Source organism: Streptomyces cinereoruber (genome assembly GCF_009299385.1).
Lineage (GTDB): Bacteria > Actinomycetota > Actinomycetes > Streptomycetales > Streptomycetaceae > Streptomyces > Streptomyces bikiniensis.
The window spans coordinates 7,388,098-7,402,733 of record NZ_CP023693.1 but is presented as its reverse complement, the minus strand read 5'-3'; the positions used below and the strand labels follow the sequence as shown (position 1 = coordinate 7,402,733).

Below are 14,636 nucleotides of genomic sequence, written 5' to 3'. Positions count from 1 at the left end.
GATGTCCCCATGGGCCACGGAATGGGCAGTGACGGCAACGCCACCACGCGCGAGCGCCTCGACGCGGTCGGAACCGCCGACGTCGCCGCCACTCTCCAGGCCCTCGCCACCCCCTCACGCCTGCACATCCTGGCCCGGCTCCAGGAAGGGCCCTGTTCGGTGAGCGACCTCGCCGACGCCGTCGGCATGGAAGCCTCCGCCTGCTCCCACCAACTGCGCCTGCTGCGCAACCTCGGACTGGTCACCGGCGAGCGCCACGGCCGCTCGATCGTCTACGCGCTCTACGACGACCACGTCGCCGAACTCCTCGACCAGGCCCTCTACCACGTCGAACACCTGCGCATGGGCGTCCGCGACACTCCTGCCGCCACGCCTGCCACCCGCACGCCGAGCTGACTCGCCCGCCACCCGCCAAGACCGCTCGACCCTGCGCTCCGGTCGGCGACGGAGACGCAGCGCACAGCCGTCCCCTCCGGGACCCCGAAAAGTCCCACCAGCCCGACGCGGTCACGGCAGCTCGAACAACAGTCAGGACGAAAACCAGACTTCCACTCCGAGGCCGAAGGCGGGTACGGGGGAAGGGCGGCCGCCCGGGGAGATCCGGGTGGCCGCCCCTTTTCGGATCGGGGCACCGGCTCGCCCCGGACGGGCGCCGCACCCACGACGGACGCCTCGGCCACGCCCCGGACCACCTGCCGGCCGTCGCGGTCGAGTCCGGCCAAGCCCGCCCGGACGTCGCCGCGAAGGACTGCCCGATGACCGCCCTCCCCCCCTCGGGACGCCCCGGCCCACCACGACGCTCCCGGCCACCTCCCCCGTAGGCACTGAACCTTCTCGGGTTGAACACAATTCGATCACAACTGCCGAGAGTGGTAATTTCAGCCAACTGGTGGCTCATAAGCTGCGCTCGGCCGTCGCGTCGACCAGCAGTGCGGCTCCGAGTACCAGGCCGCGCGCACGTGCTCCGGTCCCTCGGGGGTGCGCGGCAGGACCAGACATGAGTGAGATTCCGCCCGGCAGACGCGACGTGGCCGTGGTGCTCGGCACCCGCCCGGAGATCATCAAGCTGGCGCCACTGATACGGCTCCTCGGGGAGCGCGCGCGGATCGTGCACACCGGCCAGCATTACGACGGGGCTCTTTCGGGCACGTTCTTCGCCAACTTCGGCCTGCCGCAACCGCATCTGCTGCTGGACGGCGCGACCGGGCCGTGGGGGCGCGGGGCGCAGATCGGCGAGCTGACGGCGGAGCTGGCCCGGGCCTTCGTCGCCGACCCGCCGCGCGTGGTCGTCGTGCAGGGCGACACCAACAGCACTTCTGCCGGAGCACAGGCCGCGCACTACTGCGGGATACCCGTCGTCCACGTCGAGGCAGGCCTCCGTTCGGGCGACCGGGCCATGCCCGAGGAGATCAACCGGCTCGTCGTCGGCGTGCTGGCCGACGTGCACTGCGCCGCCACCGAGCAGGCCGCCGCCAACCTCCTCGCGACGGGAACGGCGCCCGAGCGGATCCGCGTCACGGGCAACACGGTCGTCGAAGCCACCCTGATGTCGCTGCCGGACCCCGCGGAACGCGGCCGCATCGTCCGCGAGCACGGCGCTGACGGGCCGTTCGTCCTCGCAACCGTCCACCGTCCCGAGAACACCGACAGCTTCGAACGCCTCCAGGCGCTGCTCACCGCGCTCGCCGGGCTCGGCGAACGCGTCGTGATGCCCCTGCATCCCAGGACGCGCGCCAAGGCGAAGCAGCTCGGGCTGGAACACCTGCTGGACCGGATCGATGTGACCGACCCGGTCGACCACCCCACCTTCCTGGCGCTCGCCGATCGCGCACGCCTGCTCGTCTCCGACTCAGGAGGCATCCAGGAGGAGGCCACCGTACTCAAGAAGCCGCTGCTCGTCGTCCGCACCAGCACCGAACGCCCCGAGGCCGTCGCCGCGGGCTTCAGCCGGCTCGTCGAGCCCGGTGCCCCGCTCCTGGACGCGGCCCGTGCCGCGCTCGAGGACCCGGACACGCACGACCGGCTGCTGGCCACCGCCTCCCCGTACGGCGACGGCACCGCCTCCGCGCAGATCCACGCCCTCGCGACGGCCCTTGCCGACGGCGCTCCCCTGCCGGGCACCGGACCGGGCCGCTGACCCCGCAGCAGCCGGCGCGCCGACCGCGCGACGGCGACCACCGGAGTCCCGCCGGAACGGTCGGCGCGGCTCCACGACGAAAGGAGAACCCGTGTACGGGTCGGCAGGAAAAGGTGCCGTGGGCGCCGGAGTGGTCATCGGCGGAGGCCAGCTCGCCGTAACGGGCGGGACGCCGGGGGTCGTGGTGACCCTCCTGGCCGTCGCCCTGGTGCTCAGCGGCGTGCTGATGGTGCGCTCCGCCCGTCTCAGGGCCGCCAAGGGCTGACACGGTCCGGCCGGTCCGACCGCCGTACGCGTCGGCCGGACCGGTCCCCCGCCCGGTACCGATCCCCCTCCTCGAACCACTCGAACCAGGAACTGCCCGTGACGTCCTCCGAGCCCTCCGGTCTGCTGGGTCTGCTGGCCGACTTCAGCCTCATCCTGAGCGTGTTCTTCCCGCTCTACCTCATCGGGCTGATCCTGCCGCTGCTCATGCGCCGCAAGCGGCGCCACGGAAAAGCCGGCGACTACCAGTGGCACCTGTTCGTGCCGTGCCGCGACGAGGAAGCCGTCATCGGCGACACCATCACCTACTTGCGCGCCTCCTGCCCCGAAGCCCACGTCTGGGTCATCGACGACGACTCCGAGGACCGCACCGGCGACATCGTGCGACGGGCGGCCGCCGTGGACCCGGGCGTCCATCTGGTCCAGCGCCGGCGCCCCCACGCCCGCCTCGGCAAGGGCGAGGCCCTCAACGCGGCGTACGACATGCTCAGCTCGCTGCTTCCGCCCGGCACCGACCGCCACCGCGTCATCGTCGGCGTCTTCGACGCCGACGGCCGCCCCTCACCGGGATGCCTCGACCACGTCGCCGCCCGCCGCTTCTTCGGACGCTCCGAGATCGGCGGCGTGCAGATAGAGGTCCGGATGATGAACCGCGACGACCCGCGGCCGTCCCACGGCAAGGGAGCCCTCCGCAACTTCCACAGCCGGCTCCTGATCCGCATGCAGGACCTGGAGTTCCGCGCCCCCGTCGCCGCTCTCCAGCACGCTCGCAAGACCTCCCGCACCGTCTGCCTCGGCGGCAACGGCCAATTCGTCCGCATGTCCGCGCTCGACGACCTCAACGCCGAACGAGGCCGCCCCTGGACCGGCCGGCTCCTGGAGGACTTCGAACTCGGTATCCACCTCATGCTGGCCGGCTGGATCAACTCCTTCTGCGCCGACACCCACGTCGAGCAGGAAGCCCTCTTCGACACCAAACGCTTCCTCACCCAGCGCACCCGATGGGCCCAGGGCGTCATGCAGTGCTTCGGCTACATCCCCGCGATCTGGCGCAGCAACAAGATCCCCAACATCGGCTTCCTGGAGCTCGCCTTCTTCCTCAGCCAGCCCTGGCTGCAGCTCATCGGCGCGTTGCTCTACCCGATCCCGATGATCGCCCTCGGCATCTCCTACTACCGCCGTCCCGAAGCCTCCGCCGCCTATCTCGCCGACGGCGGCTGGCGCGGCATCGCCCTCTACGCGGCCATGGCGCTCGGCCAGTTCGTCATCTGGGGCCCCATCTACCGCCGTAAGTGCGAACCTGAAACCGGCTTCTGGCGCTCCCTCGGCTGGGGACTGGCCTACCCCTTCTACCTGCTCTTCCTCTACATCGTCTCCTGGCGCGCCGTCGGCCGAATGGTCAGCGGCCGAAACGGCTGGGCCAAGACCCGCCGCAACGCCGAAACCCCCACCGGCGGTCCCGTCGCCAAGGAAGCCTGATCACCACGTTCTGAGTACCTGCTCCTCATGTGAACGTCTTTATCGGCGCATAGCGGTCCAACCGGCTGAAAGCAACGGGCACGCAACCGCGAAGGCACCCGACCGGCGCCGGTGACCACGCCCGTGCGCGATCCGGAGCGAGCGGCGCGACGGGCCCGGAACGACGACGGAGGAGGAGCGAGAGCGCGGGGCCGTACGACGCGGGCGTCTACGGGCTGGAGCCGGCCCGGATCCGCCACCGTCGGCATCAGGACGACACGGTGAATGCCCGCCTGGAGATGTTCTCGGTCGGCGCCGGCCGGCCCGCCGGGCGAAGGCGCTGCGGGGCGGACTCAGATTCCGTGTGTCGCCAGGCAGAAGGGGTGACCCGCCGGGTCCAGGAGCACCCGCCACGCATCGGGCTGCGGTTGGAAGGACGGCAGGACGGCGCCCAGGGCGAGCATCCTCTCCTGTGCGGCGTCCAGGTCCTCGACGCCCAGTTCGAGGTGGGCCTGCTTGCTGTGGGTGGGGTCGGGCCAGGCCGGAGGCTGGAAACCCTCTTGGCGGATGAAGCCGAGTCCGGGCGCTCCCGCCCGTCCCAACAGGACGTAGTCGTCACTGCGGTACAGCACGGGCAGGCCCAGGGCCTCGCCGTAGAAGAGGGCCAGCTCGGCCGGGTCGAGGCAGTCGAAGTCGACGGAAAGCAGACGGATCTCCGGTGTGTTCATGGGACGGGACCGTAGGCCAGGACCCGGACAGGACGTGTCCTGGTCGTAGGGAAGACTGGCCGATTGTGATCAGGACCTCCTCTCGTCTGCTGCGCCTGGTGTCGCTGCTGTCCGCGCGTCCCGAATGGACCTGTCGTGAACTGGCCGAGCGCATGGCGGTCACCGACCGCACGGTCCGCCGGGACATCGTCCGGCTGAGGGACCTCGGCTACGGAGTCGAATCCGCGCCCGGTCCTTGGGGCGGCTACCGGCTCAGCCCCGGCACCCGGATGCCGCCGCTGGTCCTGGACGACGAGGAGGCCCTGGCCGTCGCCGTCGCCCTGCGCGAAGCCGCGCTCAGCGGAGTCCTCGGCACCGGGCAGGCGGCCCTCGCCGCTCTGTTCAAGCTCCACCAGGGCCTGCCCGCACGCCTCTCGGGCCGGTTGAGCGCACTGGACGGCGCCCTCGAACACACCCCCCGCTCCGGCGAACCGCAGATCGACACGCTCGTGCTGCTGGAACTCGCGCGAGCCTGCCACAGCGCACTGCGCACGACCCTCTCCTACCGGGACCACGCCGGCCGGGCCTCCGTACGGGCCATCGACCCGTACCGTCTGGTCCACACCGGCATGCGCTGGTACCTGGTCGCCCGGGACGTCGCCAAACAGCAGTGGCGCACGTTCCGCGCCGACCGGGTGGTGAGCGTGCGCTCCACCGCCGAACCGGCCGACCTGACCGATCCGCCCGACGCCGCGGCACTGGTCTCCTACGGAATCGCGAACGTCGTCTATCCGGTCTACACGACGGTCCGCCTTCCACTGCCCCTGGATCACGCCCTGCAGAAAATCCCGCCCACCATCGGCACGCACAGCCCCGACGGTCCCGAAGCCACCGTGGTCCGGATCGGCGGCAACAGCGTCGACTGCCTCGCCACCTACCTCCTGGGTCTGGCCACACCCCTCACGGTGCTGTCCCCCGACGAGGTACGCCAGGCCCTCGTCCGGCGCGCCCAGGCCCTCCTGACGGCCAATCGCTGAACGCGACGACCACCGGGGCGAAGGACGCGAAACGTCGTGTCGCCGTTTCCAGCCGGTGGGTTCCGCCCGGTGCTTCCGGTGGTCGTGACCGGGCGGCTTGCAAGCAGTGGGAGAGCCTGGAGGCCGGGTCGTTCGTCGCGTGAGAGGTCCAAGCCGACACCGGGATACCGCACACCTTGCGCTTCAAGATCGGCACGTGGACGGAACGGCCCCACAGGGCAGCGACGGCGATCGGCGAGGGGGGCACGGAGCAGGTCCCGGGCAGGGGACAGGGGGCTGTTGACCAGCCGTACCAGAAAAGCGTCGACGGAGTCGACCGGACCGGGCCGGGTCAGCGAGTCCACTCTTCGAGGATGGCGGCGACCTGCCGGACGTCGATGCGGGCTTCGGCGACCTGCTCGACGAGATCGATGGCCTCTTCTGCCGTGACGCCGACCGGCTGCCCGCAGGCGTGGAGGTAGGCGGCGGCCACCACCACACCGTACAGCTCGTTGGAGTGTTCCAGCGCCGGGACGCGGACGAGCTGCTCCAGGAGCGCGGCCGCGCGGTGGTGCGGCTGCTCGTAGACGGGGACGTCCATCACGCGGAAGGCATGGCGGGCGCGGGCGGCTTCGAGCGCTCCCCAGTCGAAGATCTCCGGGTCACCGGGGATCTCCTGCTGGGCGAGCTCGAGGAGCCAGGACAGGTCGATCTGGAGGAACACGCGGGCTCAGGCGGCGTCGGCGCCGGCAGGGCGGCCGAACCGCTTGGCAAAGGCCTGTCCATGCTCGGTGATGAAGGAGCGGGCGCCTTCGACGAACCGGGCGCGGGTCAGGTCGGCGTCCAGCACACGGCCCGCGTAGTCCTCGGCGGGCACGTGCTTTTCCGCCGCGACGCGCTCCAGTGCCTCGTACGCCTCGTCACTGATCTCGATGCGGATTTCCCGTGCCATACCTCCACGGTAGCCGCTGCCCGTCGAGTACGGCAGGGGGAGAACGTCACGGCTGCCCGGGTACGGGACGAGGAGCCACCACGTAGGGGGCTCCCCTTCGGTTCCGTGGTGTCGGTGCTGTCCGGGTTCTCCGGCTCGGGCGACTCGCTCTCCCCGCCCCATGTGGACCGATGCCGTAAGCAAGAGAACCGGTGCGGCGGGGCGGATCAGAACGCAGGCGAAACCCGGCGAGGCGCACTCGGACAGCCGTAGACAGCTTGGTGTCGGTCTACCCGCCGTACTCCCAGGCATCATCGGCGGCCGGCCCTTTCGCTTGGATCTTCAGCAGCCGGGAGGCAATGGCACCTTCGTTGCGGCCGAATTCCTGCGACAGCTCGGACAGAGAGGCACCTTGGGCACAACGTTCGGCGAGCCGCTTTTCGTCTTCGGGATCCCAGGGTTTGTACGCGTTGGGGTGCAGCTGCCGCTTCGCCTCCACGGAGTACGCCTTGGGCGCTTCCGGCTCGACCGGGGTACGTGGACCGGGCACCAGGTCGCCGGGGAAAGGGATGAGCTTCAAGTCGTACAGCTTCCAGCGGATGGATTTTTCGCTGCGCCCGAGTTCCTCCGCCAGTTGCTCCGGGCTCATGCCTGCCCGGTGGTGCTCTTTCAGATGGGCAAGGGCTTCTGGGCCCCACCCTTGGCCGTGGCGGGTGGCTTTGGCCGGGGGCGGAGAAGTGACAGACGGCGTCGCCTGCCCGCCGGGGGTGACAGGAGTGGAGGCGATAAGGCGGCCGATCTCGGCGAGGTCGCACGTGTCCACCTCTCCGGTCAATTCGCCACGGATGACTCCGTCGGAGGTGCAGACGACGACAGTGATCTCGGCACGGCCCTCAGCCAGGAGGTCGGCCTGCAGGCTGTAGCGGCGGCGTGAGGTGTCGATCTCCAACCTCACTGTCGTCGCATCCCGCGATGCGGCGGGAGCCGTGAGCGCGTGCTGGTAGGCCGGAGACAGTAGTTCGTGGACGTGCCAGGTAGCCGCGAAGGATTCACCGTCGTCGAGCCGGTAGCTCGTCTGGCTCGCCTCCAACTCGCACGTCGCGTAGAGAACCTCGACCTGCCGGCCGTCGAACAGGCCCCCGTTCTGGCCTGGCGCCGTGGGCGGGAGGGTCAGGACGCCGCGGCCCGGCCGGAGATCCTGGATGGCGGCGTCAGGATCCCCGTACCAGACTCCACGGGCATCACGAAAAGCGTAGATCAGAACGGAAAGAGCCCTTCATCCTTACGAGACGTCAGTAAATGATGCCTCGACCCGCCGGTGCGCGGCCCGAAATTCTCCGACCCGCGGCCGCATCGACTTCTTCATCCAGGCGAATGCCACTCCGACCACAGCCGCAATTCAGGAAGACCGGACGACGGCGGGTGTGCTCCGTAGGCTTCTCGGGAGCATCCCTTCAGAGCAGCGACAGGGCTTGCGCGGGCTTCAGGGACAAGCGTGCGGATGCGGTCCGGCAGTTGGAAGTCGAGCTCTGGCTCAGTACTCGATGTCGAGGTAGTCGATGTCGGTGAGTCTGACTTCGGAGAGTCCTGCGGCGCGGGCGCCGTTGTCCTGGAAGTAGACCTCCTTGAATCCCTCGGCCACGATCGCGCGCTTGTGCTGGTCGCTGAGGCCCTGTTCCTGGGCCTGGAAGAGGCGCTGGGCGTAGGGGGCGGGGAGGTTGAGGGTGAGGCGGCGGAGGCGGCCGTCGTCGGTGGTGCCGATGGGGGCGGTGTAGCCGAAGCGGGCGCGGGTGGAGATCTTGATGCCGGTGGTGGCGGCCTGTCGGCGTCGGCGGCGGCGGACGCCGGGCTGCCAACGGGTTTTGACGGCTTCTTCGATGCGGGCGGCGATGTCCTCGGGCGGGTTCTTTCGGGCGCCGCGGCGGTAGCGGTTGACGGAGTCCGGGGTGACGCCGATCTCCGCGGCGACGGCCTTGGCGGTGCTGAGTTGTCTGATCAGGTAGTTGATGCGGCCCTGGAGGGTCTTGGGGGGCTCCCTCGTGAAGTTTTCCTGGTCGGCACGCTTGAGGGCGTCGTCGATTTCTCCGGTCATCTGGTTCGACTCCCGTCGAGGGTCGCGGTCGGGCGGGGTAGGAGGGTATGGCCTTCGTCGGCGTTCGGTGCGGGGCGGTGCCGTGGACGCTGTGAGGACCGTGGGAACTGTGGGGTCATTCGCCTTCGTCCATGACGGCGTCGTGACCGTCGCCCTTGATGTGGCGGGCGGGGTTGTAGCCCTGTTCCATCAGGTCGACCGCCCATGTCATCGACTGTGCGCCTTCCAGTTTCGCGCGGCCCGGTGTGGGGCCGAGGCGGAAGGCGCCGGGGATCGGCTTGCCCGACTCGGTGTAGGGGAGGAAGTCGAGCGGGTTGGTGCTCGCGGTGGGGTAGACGACGCAGTCGGAGAGGACCGCGAGGGGGTACATGCCGGTGAACTTGGCCATGTTGGTGAGCTTGCGGTGCATGTTGACGCGGGTCTTGGCGATGATCGCGTTGCGGATCCAGGGGGCCCAGGTGGGGCGTTTCATGGCCGGCCATTCCTCGCCGTCCTTGTAGCCCGCGCCCTGGGGGCCCTCGAAGAGCTTGCCGATGCCGCCCTTCACCGTTGCCTTGATCGCGGCGAGGACGGCGGCCATCGCCGGGTCGACCTGCTTGTGGACTTCCATCGCGGCGAGGAATGCCTCGTCGGTGAGGTCGGGGGTGACGCCGAGGTCGGCCAGGGTCTGTGCGTAGGCGGCCTTGAGCCGGTCGTGCCACGGGTCGAGGTAGGCGCCGGTTTCGCGGCGCAGGTACGCCTCCAGGATGTCGACGTCGTAGCCGAGCTCCTGGGCGTAGACGACGGTGTGGGTCTGGTACCAGGCCGGGCCCGTGGGGCGCCGGCCGGTCGGCGTGAACGGCGAGGGAAGACGCGGGTCGAGCTCCACGTGGGAGAGGTCGACGAGCCAGGAGCCGGTGGCCTTGGGGTAGAAGCGCGGGCGCACGAAGTGGTCGGGTTCGCTGAGGCCGACCGTCAGGCGGGCGGTGGAGGCGAGGAAGGCGGTGTTGAGGTCGAGACCGACCGCGTACGGGAGGGCCGCCTCCTCGCCGGTGAGGAGGTCGATGTCGCGGACCCACTGGTAGGCCTCTTCGTTGACGAAGCCGCCCGTCCAGCCGGTACGGACGACGACGGGGTGTTCGGGACGGGCTTCCGGGGGTGCTGGTGGCAGGGGGTCGGTTCCGAGGCTTCCCGCGTGGTGGCCGCGGGTCCAGTTGCCGGTCTCCTCGTCGCGCACGGGGCGGGTCGGCGGGCGTAGTGCGGTCATCAGTTCCAGGCCGGAGACGGCCGTGGAGCCGCGGGGGGTGATGACGCGCTGTGCGTAGACGCCGAGGACACGGGCGATGTCGGCCGGGTGCATCTCCGCCTCGTTGACGCCGGGCCAGGATCGGGAGTCGAGGGCGTCCCAGGGCAGGATCGCGAGCTGGACGCACTGGCGGTCGCGCCCCTGGGCCTTGCGGTAGATACGGGGCCAAGGGCCGAAGCCGCGCTGGGTGAGCTGCCACTTGGCCTTCGTCACCTGTGCGACCACCGGGTGGTCCTGGGGCAGGCGCAGGCCGCGGCGGTCCTCCAGTCGCTCGGGCAGGCCGAACTTGGCGGCCGCGGCCGCGGTCAGGACGACGAGGGGGTCTGAGTCCGTGCCGTAGCGGTGGAGCTTGGCGGCGCCGAGACCGGACCGCGTGAGGGTCCACTCGACCAGCTCCACGATCGTGGTCGCCGGGCAGTCCAGCACAATCCCGCCGATGCCGTACGCGGTCCCGTCGCCGTCCAGGACGGCGAGCGGTCCGGCCGGGAAGCGGGGGTCGAGCGCGGCCGGGGCTGTTTTCCCTCCCGTTTCCTCTCGCGTTTCACCTCCCGTCGACAGCCGTGGGGCCGCGAGGTGCCTGCGCTCGGGGCCGGGCTCGGTCGGATGCTCGGTGGTGTTCGCCGTGGCGCGGGCCGGCATCGACGTGACGGGATCGGTCCGCGGGGCGGGTGCGACGGGTCTGGTGAATGCGGTCGGCGCTTGCGGCTGCGTGGCCGGGGCCGCCGGCGGTGTGCCGTGTGCGGGGTGTTTGGCCGCCCAGCCGTTCAGGATCCGCTGGTACGCCTCCAGACGCGGCGAGCGCGGCTCGCTCCTGCCGTTCTCATAATTTTTGATCGTCTGTGTCGTGGTCTTCAGCGCGGCGGCCAGACGGGCCTGGGTGATCCCGGCCGCCTCGCGCAGGCGGGCGCGCTCTGCCGGGGACGGAAGCTGTGGCGCCTCCGCCAGCAACTCGTCAGCAGCGGCGAGCAGTTCTTCCTCACTAAGACCCATGCCGCAGACACTAACAGGATTTAACCCATTCTTTAACCTGCCACTTTAACCCTGTCGGAGGGTTCTCAAGGTGTGAGGGGCAGCCCGGACGGGAGACAGCCCCGAAGCTTCGAACAGCCTCTTTCCTTCTTCGAAAGAGGGTGCACCGCACGGCTGCGCCGACAGGCATGCGGTGCACCCTCAGGTGCTACAGGTCGGCACCGGCGCGGGGGCGCAGGGTGGATCCGTCGCGGTGTTTCTTCACGTTGGGCTGGCTGGGAATGCGGCGGCTGGGTTCCGGGACGTGGCTGACGATCCCGACGGTACGGTTTCCCGCCCTGAGCTGGTCGAGGACGTCCATGACATCTTGGAGGTTCTGTTCGTCGAGGGTGCCGAAACCTTCGTCGATGAAGAGGGTTCCCAGGGGGCGTCCACTGGCTTCCTGTGTGACGACGTCGGCAAGGCCGAGGGCGAGCGCGAGGGAAGCGGTGAAGGTCTCGCCTCCGGACAGGGTGGAGGTCTCGCGTTCGGTGCCGGTCCAGGTGTCGAGGACGCGCAGGCCGAGCCCGGCCTTCGGGCGGCCGCGACGGCCGGCTTCCTTTTCGTCGCTGTGGACCAGGAGGTAGCGCTCCGAGGTCATGTTCTGCAGGCGGGTGTTGGCGGCGGCGGCGATCTCCTCGAGGCGTGCGGCGAGGACGTAGGCCTCGAGTTCCATGCTGAGGGTGTTGGTGGCGGTGTTGGCCGAGGCGATGGAGGCCAGGCGATCGGCGATGCGATGGCACTGCTGGAGTGGTTCGAGGTCGGCGAGGCGGGTTTCGACGCCGACGGCCAGTTCGGCAAGTGCCGTGACCCGCTCCTCGGCCCGGCGAGAGACGCCTGCGGTCTCCTTGAGACGTGCTTCGGCCTGCTGGAGGGCATGAGCCGTGGCAGCGGGGTCGGCGGCGGGCCGGCGGCTTGCGTCGACCAGGCCGGAATCGGTGAGGAGGCTGGTGACGACGGCGTCCTCCCTCCCCCACTGTTCGAGATCGTCGCCCCACTGCTGGAGCAGCGTGGGGGTTCGCAGGGCTCCGGCCGCGTCGTCGAGGTCGGCGAAGCCGGCGCTGTGGGCCGTCCGCTCCGCCGTGGTGAACGCGTCGTGGTGGCGGGCTTCGGCGTCCGCGGTGGCCTGTGCGGCGGCGATCGTGTGGTCGAGGTGCTCGGTCGTGCGGGCGAGGTCGGCCAGGCGTGCGGTGAGGCCGGGGTGGCCGGCGCGGGCGTCGTCGAGGGTGTGGGCGAGGCCTGCCTGCTGCTGGGCCAGTGCCCGGCTGCGGGTCTGGCACTCGGTCAGCAGGTCTCTTGCTTCCTGGTGCAGTTGAGTTCGAACATCGTGTTCGGTGCGCAGGCGGGCGAGTTCGTCCTGTGCGGCGGGCAGGCCGGCGGCGGTGTCGCACGCTTCCTTGTGAGCGGTACGGGCGTTTTCCAGGGTGGTGGCGAGTTCGGCCGCGGGGGTGGTGCCGGCGGAACCGATGGCCATGGCGTGTTGTTCGGCCAGGTCGACGTGCTCGCGGTCTGCTGCCGCGAGGGCCTGTTCGGTCTGCTCGTACAGAGTCCGGGCTTTGTTCTCGTCCTCGCGTGTGGGTTGGTCGTCCCGGGGGCGGGCCGGGGCCGGGTGTTCGGGGGAACCGCAGACGGTGCAGGGTATTCCGGGGGCGAGTTGGGCGGCGAGTTCTCCGGCCATGCCGTCGAGGCGGCGTTCTCGCAGTTCGAGCCACTCCTGCTTTGCCCGGAGCGCTTGTGTGGCGCGGCTGTCCTTCTCCTTCGCGGCGGCTGTCAGGCGTGTGGCCAGGCCGTCGCGCAGGAGTGCGGCCTCGTTGCGGGCGGCGGCGTCGCGGACGGCCTGCTCGAGGTGGGCGATACTGTCCGTCGCCCTGTTCATGGCGTCGAGGGCGCTGGCGCACCGGTTCTCTTCTGCCGGCCACCGGGCGAGCCACTTTCGGCCTCGTCGAGGTCTTCACGTGCCTGCTGTTCCTTGGCGGCGAGTCCGTTGAGCCGGGTGCCGAGCTCGGCGTGGAGCCGTTCGCTGGGGATCAGGCTTTCGATCCGCCCTCGTTCGGTGCGCCGTCGCTCCAGGTGCACGCCCAGGTGGTGCAGGTCGTCCTGCTGGTGCTCCGGGGCGAGCAGGGCCCGGGCCCGGTTTTCGCCGACACGGGCTTCCTCCAGTGCGGCAGCCGCGCGGTCCAGGCCGTCGAGCAGGGGCTGTACCGTCCGGGCGTTTCGGCCTCGGTCGAGTTCTTCGCGCAGCCGGGCGTGGTCGGCGGCTTGTTCGTCGAGTGCGGTACGGCGGGTGCGGGCGCCGTGGTGCCTGGCCTGTCGTTCGGCGAGGTCGGTCGTCTTTTCGTGGCTGCGCTTGGCCTCGTCGTGTGCGACGTCGCTGTGTTCGGCGTCGGCCTTTGCCGCGGTGGACGCCTTCTGGGAGAGGGTGAGGAGCTGCTGGGTCCAGGCGAGGATCGCGGCGGGGTCGTCGGCGGTGGGGCGGGTGGGAGTCTCGCCGTCCTGAGGGTGAAGGGTGTGCGTCTCCTGGTCGATCCGTTCGACCAGCCGGCGGACCTCGGTGAGGGCTTCGTCGAGTTTCTTGCCTGTGTCCTTGCTGCGGGTGGTCAGCCAGGTCTGCAGTTCCTGGAAGCGGTCGGTGCCGAAGAGGCGGCGCAGCAGAGTGGCCCGGTCCTTGGCGTCGGAGCGGAGGAACTTGGCGAAGTCGCCCTGGGGCAGGAGGACGACTTGGCAGAACTGTTCCTTGTTCAGGCCCAGGGCGGCTTCGATTTCCCGGACCGCGTCCTGGTGGCTCGCGCAGACAGGGTCCCACTGGTCGTGGCCGTCTGCGGTTCCGGTGTGCTGATGGAGCTGGACGGTGGCTTCGTCGGTGACGAAGCCGGACTTGGGGCGGGCGCTGGGGCGCTCCTGCTTGGGAGTCCGGGTGATCTTGAGGCGGCGGCCGGCGGAACTGAAGTCGAGTGTGACGGTGGTACGGGTGCCCGTGGGGGCGTGGTCGCTGCGCAGGCGGTGGGTGGGGCGGATGCCGGGGACGGTGCCGTAGAGGGCGAAGCAGACGGCGTCGAGGACGCTGGTCTTACCGGCTCCGGTGTCGCCGCGCAGGAGGAACAGGCCGTTGTCGGCCAGGGCGTCGAAGTCGACGGTCTCGGTGCGGGCGAAGGGGCCGAAGACCTGGACGGTGAGGTGGTGCAGGTGCATCAGCGGGCCTCTCGTGCCGCGACCTGGACACGGACGCTTTCCAGTCCTTCGCTCAACAGATCCCGCTCCGGGGCGGTGGCGGGAACGTTGGTCACGTGCTCGACGAAGCCGAGGGTGATGTCGTGGTCGCTGCGGCCGTTGACACGGGTGCCGTAGGACTCGTCGCTGGTGTGGTGTCCGGCGGTGAAGCTGAGCTTGAGGGTGTGGGGGAAGCGCTCCTTGGGGCGTTCCATGGCCATGTGCGGGCGGTCGGGGTCGGTGAGGGTGATGTGGAGCCAGGAGCGTTCGTGCTCGGTGTGCTCGGGTTCGGTGCGCAGGGCGTCCAGGGTGCCGGTGAGACGGGCGAGGGTGCGCGGTACGGGGCACGGGATCGGCTGTGCGGTCAGGCGGGCCTGTGCGTCGAGGTCGATGAGCCACATCGCCTTGGGGTGGTCTGCTTCGGAGAAGGAGTAGGCCAGGGGCGATCCGCTGTAGCGGATGCGTTCGGTGATCTTCCGGCAGCGGTGCAGGTGGCCCAGGGCGACGCAGTCGATGCCGTCGAACACCAAG

The 14,636-nt window shown here is 70.1% G+C and carries 14 protein-coding genes; 5 read left to right on the top strand and 9 right to left on the bottom strand.

Going from position 1 to position 14,636, the window contains the following annotated elements:
• Window positions 1-9 precede the first annotated feature (9 nt).
• The 4 genes from CP977_RS33325 (at window position 10) to CP977_RS33315 (ending at window position 3,880) form a co-directional block, all read left to right on the top strand.
• Entirely contained in the window at window positions 10-396 is a 387-nt protein-coding gene (locus tag CP977_RS33325) for an ArsR/SmtB family transcription factor (RefSeq protein ID WP_152371407.1), read from the top strand.
• Between the two features lie 601 nt (window positions 397-997).
• On the top strand, window positions 998-2,137 hold the full coding sequence (wecB, locus tag CP977_RS33320) for a non-hydrolyzing UDP-N-acetylglucosamine 2-epimerase (RefSeq protein ID WP_062760289.1): 1,140 nt from the start codon (window positions 998-1,000) through the stop codon (window positions 2,135-2,137).
• A gap of 118 nt (window positions 2,138-2,255) precedes the next feature.
• Window positions 2,256-2,402: a hypothetical protein gene (locus CP977_RS34325; protein ID WP_159057832.1), complete on the top strand. Its 147-nt coding sequence runs from the start codon at window positions 2,256-2,258 to the stop codon at window positions 2,400-2,402.
• A gap of 98 nt (window positions 2,403-2,500) precedes the next feature.
• Complete coding sequence (locus CP977_RS33315; protein ID WP_152371406.1) at window positions 2,501-3,880, top strand: XrtP-associated glycosyltransferase; 1,380 nt, start codon at window positions 2,501-2,503, stop codon at window positions 3,878-3,880.
• A gap of 332 nt (window positions 3,881-4,212) precedes the next feature.
• Here the strand turns inward: CP977_RS33315 and CP977_RS33310 are convergent, their stop codons facing one another.
• Window positions 4,213-4,587 (bottom strand): VOC family protein, encoded by a 375-nt coding sequence (locus tag CP977_RS33310; RefSeq protein WP_062760286.1) that lies wholly within the window; start codon window positions 4,585-4,587, stop codon window positions 4,213-4,215.
• A gap of 65 nt (window positions 4,588-4,652) precedes the next feature.
• On the opposite strand from CP977_RS33310, the gene CP977_RS33305 reads away from it, so the two are divergent.
• Window positions 4,653-5,603, top strand: a complete 951-nt coding sequence (locus CP977_RS33305; protein WP_152371405.1) for a helix-turn-helix transcriptional regulator — start codon at window positions 4,653-4,655, stop codon at window positions 5,601-5,603.
• A gap of 331 nt (window positions 5,604-5,934) precedes the next feature.
• Here the strand turns inward: CP977_RS33305 and CP977_RS33300 are convergent, their stop codons facing one another.
• From CP977_RS33300 to CP977_RS33270, 8 genes are all read right to left on the bottom strand, one after another.
• Window positions 5,935-6,306, bottom strand: a complete 372-nt coding sequence (locus CP977_RS33300; protein ID WP_062760280.1) for a hypothetical protein — start codon at window positions 6,304-6,306, stop codon at window positions 5,935-5,937.
• Window positions 6,307-6,312: 6 nt separating this feature from the next.
• Window positions 6,313-6,534: a hypothetical protein gene (locus CP977_RS33295; RefSeq protein ID WP_062760277.1), complete on the bottom strand. Its 222-nt coding sequence runs from the start codon at window positions 6,532-6,534 to the stop codon at window positions 6,313-6,315.
• 268 nt (window positions 6,535-6,802) lie between these two features.
• Window positions 6,803-7,462 (bottom strand): glycosyltransferase family protein, encoded by a 660-nt coding sequence (locus CP977_RS33290; RefSeq protein WP_152371404.1) that lies wholly within the window; start codon window positions 7,460-7,462, stop codon window positions 6,803-6,805.
• Between the two features lie 585 nt (window positions 7,463-8,047).
• On the bottom strand, window positions 8,048-8,605 hold the full coding sequence (gene tpg, locus CP977_RS33285; protein ID WP_109184851.1) for a telomere-protecting terminal protein Tpg: 558 nt from the start codon (window positions 8,603-8,605) through the stop codon (window positions 8,048-8,050).
• Window positions 8,606-8,720: 115 nt separating this feature from the next.
• Window positions 8,721-10,880: a telomere-associated protein Tap gene (gene tap, locus CP977_RS33280; RefSeq protein WP_152371403.1), complete on the bottom strand. Its 2,160-nt coding sequence runs from the start codon at window positions 10,878-10,880 to the stop codon at window positions 8,721-8,723.
• Window positions 10,881-11,067: 187 nt separating this feature from the next.
• A complete protein-coding gene (locus tag CP977_RS35060; protein WP_229991451.1) occupies window positions 11,068-12,774 on the bottom strand; it encodes an SbcC/MukB-like Walker B domain-containing protein in 1,707 nt (568 codons plus the stop codon).
• Complete coding sequence (locus tag CP977_RS35055) at window positions 12,771-14,087, bottom strand: AAA family ATPase (RefSeq protein ID WP_229991450.1); 1,317 nt, start codon at window positions 14,085-14,087, stop codon at window positions 12,771-12,773. Before CP977_RS35055 ends, CP977_RS35060 begins: the two co-directional genes overlap by 4 nt.
• Entirely contained in the window at window positions 14,087-14,632 is a 546-nt protein-coding gene (locus CP977_RS33270) for an exonuclease SbcCD subunit D C-terminal domain-containing protein (protein ID WP_229991483.1), read from the bottom strand. The genes CP977_RS35055 and CP977_RS33270 overlap by 1 nt, the downstream gene beginning before the upstream one ends.
• Window positions 14,633-14,636: the final 4 nt, after the last annotated feature.

Excerpts from the sequence above, each read along its gene's own strand:
- CP977_RS33325 (WP_152371407.1), top strand. The coding sequence starts at position 10 with ATGGGCCACGGAATGGGCAGTGACGGCAACGCCACCACGCGCGAGCGC.
- wecB (WP_062760289.1), top strand. The coding sequence starts at position 998 with ATGAGTGAGATTCCGCCCGGCAGACGCGACGTGGCCGTGGTGCTCGGC.
- CP977_RS33310 (WP_062760286.1), bottom strand. The coding sequence starts at position 4,587 with ATGAACACACCGGAGATCCGTCTGCTTTCCGTCGACTTCGACTGCCTC.
- CP977_RS33295 (WP_062760277.1), bottom strand. The coding sequence starts at position 6,534 with ATGGCACGGGAAATCCGCATCGAGATCAGTGACGAGGCGTACGAGGCA.
- tpg (WP_109184851.1), bottom strand. The coding sequence starts at position 8,605 with ATGACCGGAGAAATCGACGACGCCCTCAAGCGTGCCGACCAGGAAAAC.
- tap (WP_152371403.1), bottom strand. The coding sequence starts at position 10,880 with ATGGGTCTTAGTGAGGAAGAACTGCTCGCCGCTGCTGACGAGTTGCTG.
- CP977_RS35060 (WP_229991451.1), bottom strand. The coding sequence starts at position 12,774 with ATGAACAGGGCGACGGACAGTATCGCCCACCTCGAGCAGGCCGTCCGC.
- CP977_RS35055 (WP_229991450.1), bottom strand. The coding sequence starts at position 14,087 with ATGCACCTGCACCACCTCACCGTCCAGGTCTTCGGCCCCTTCGCCCGC.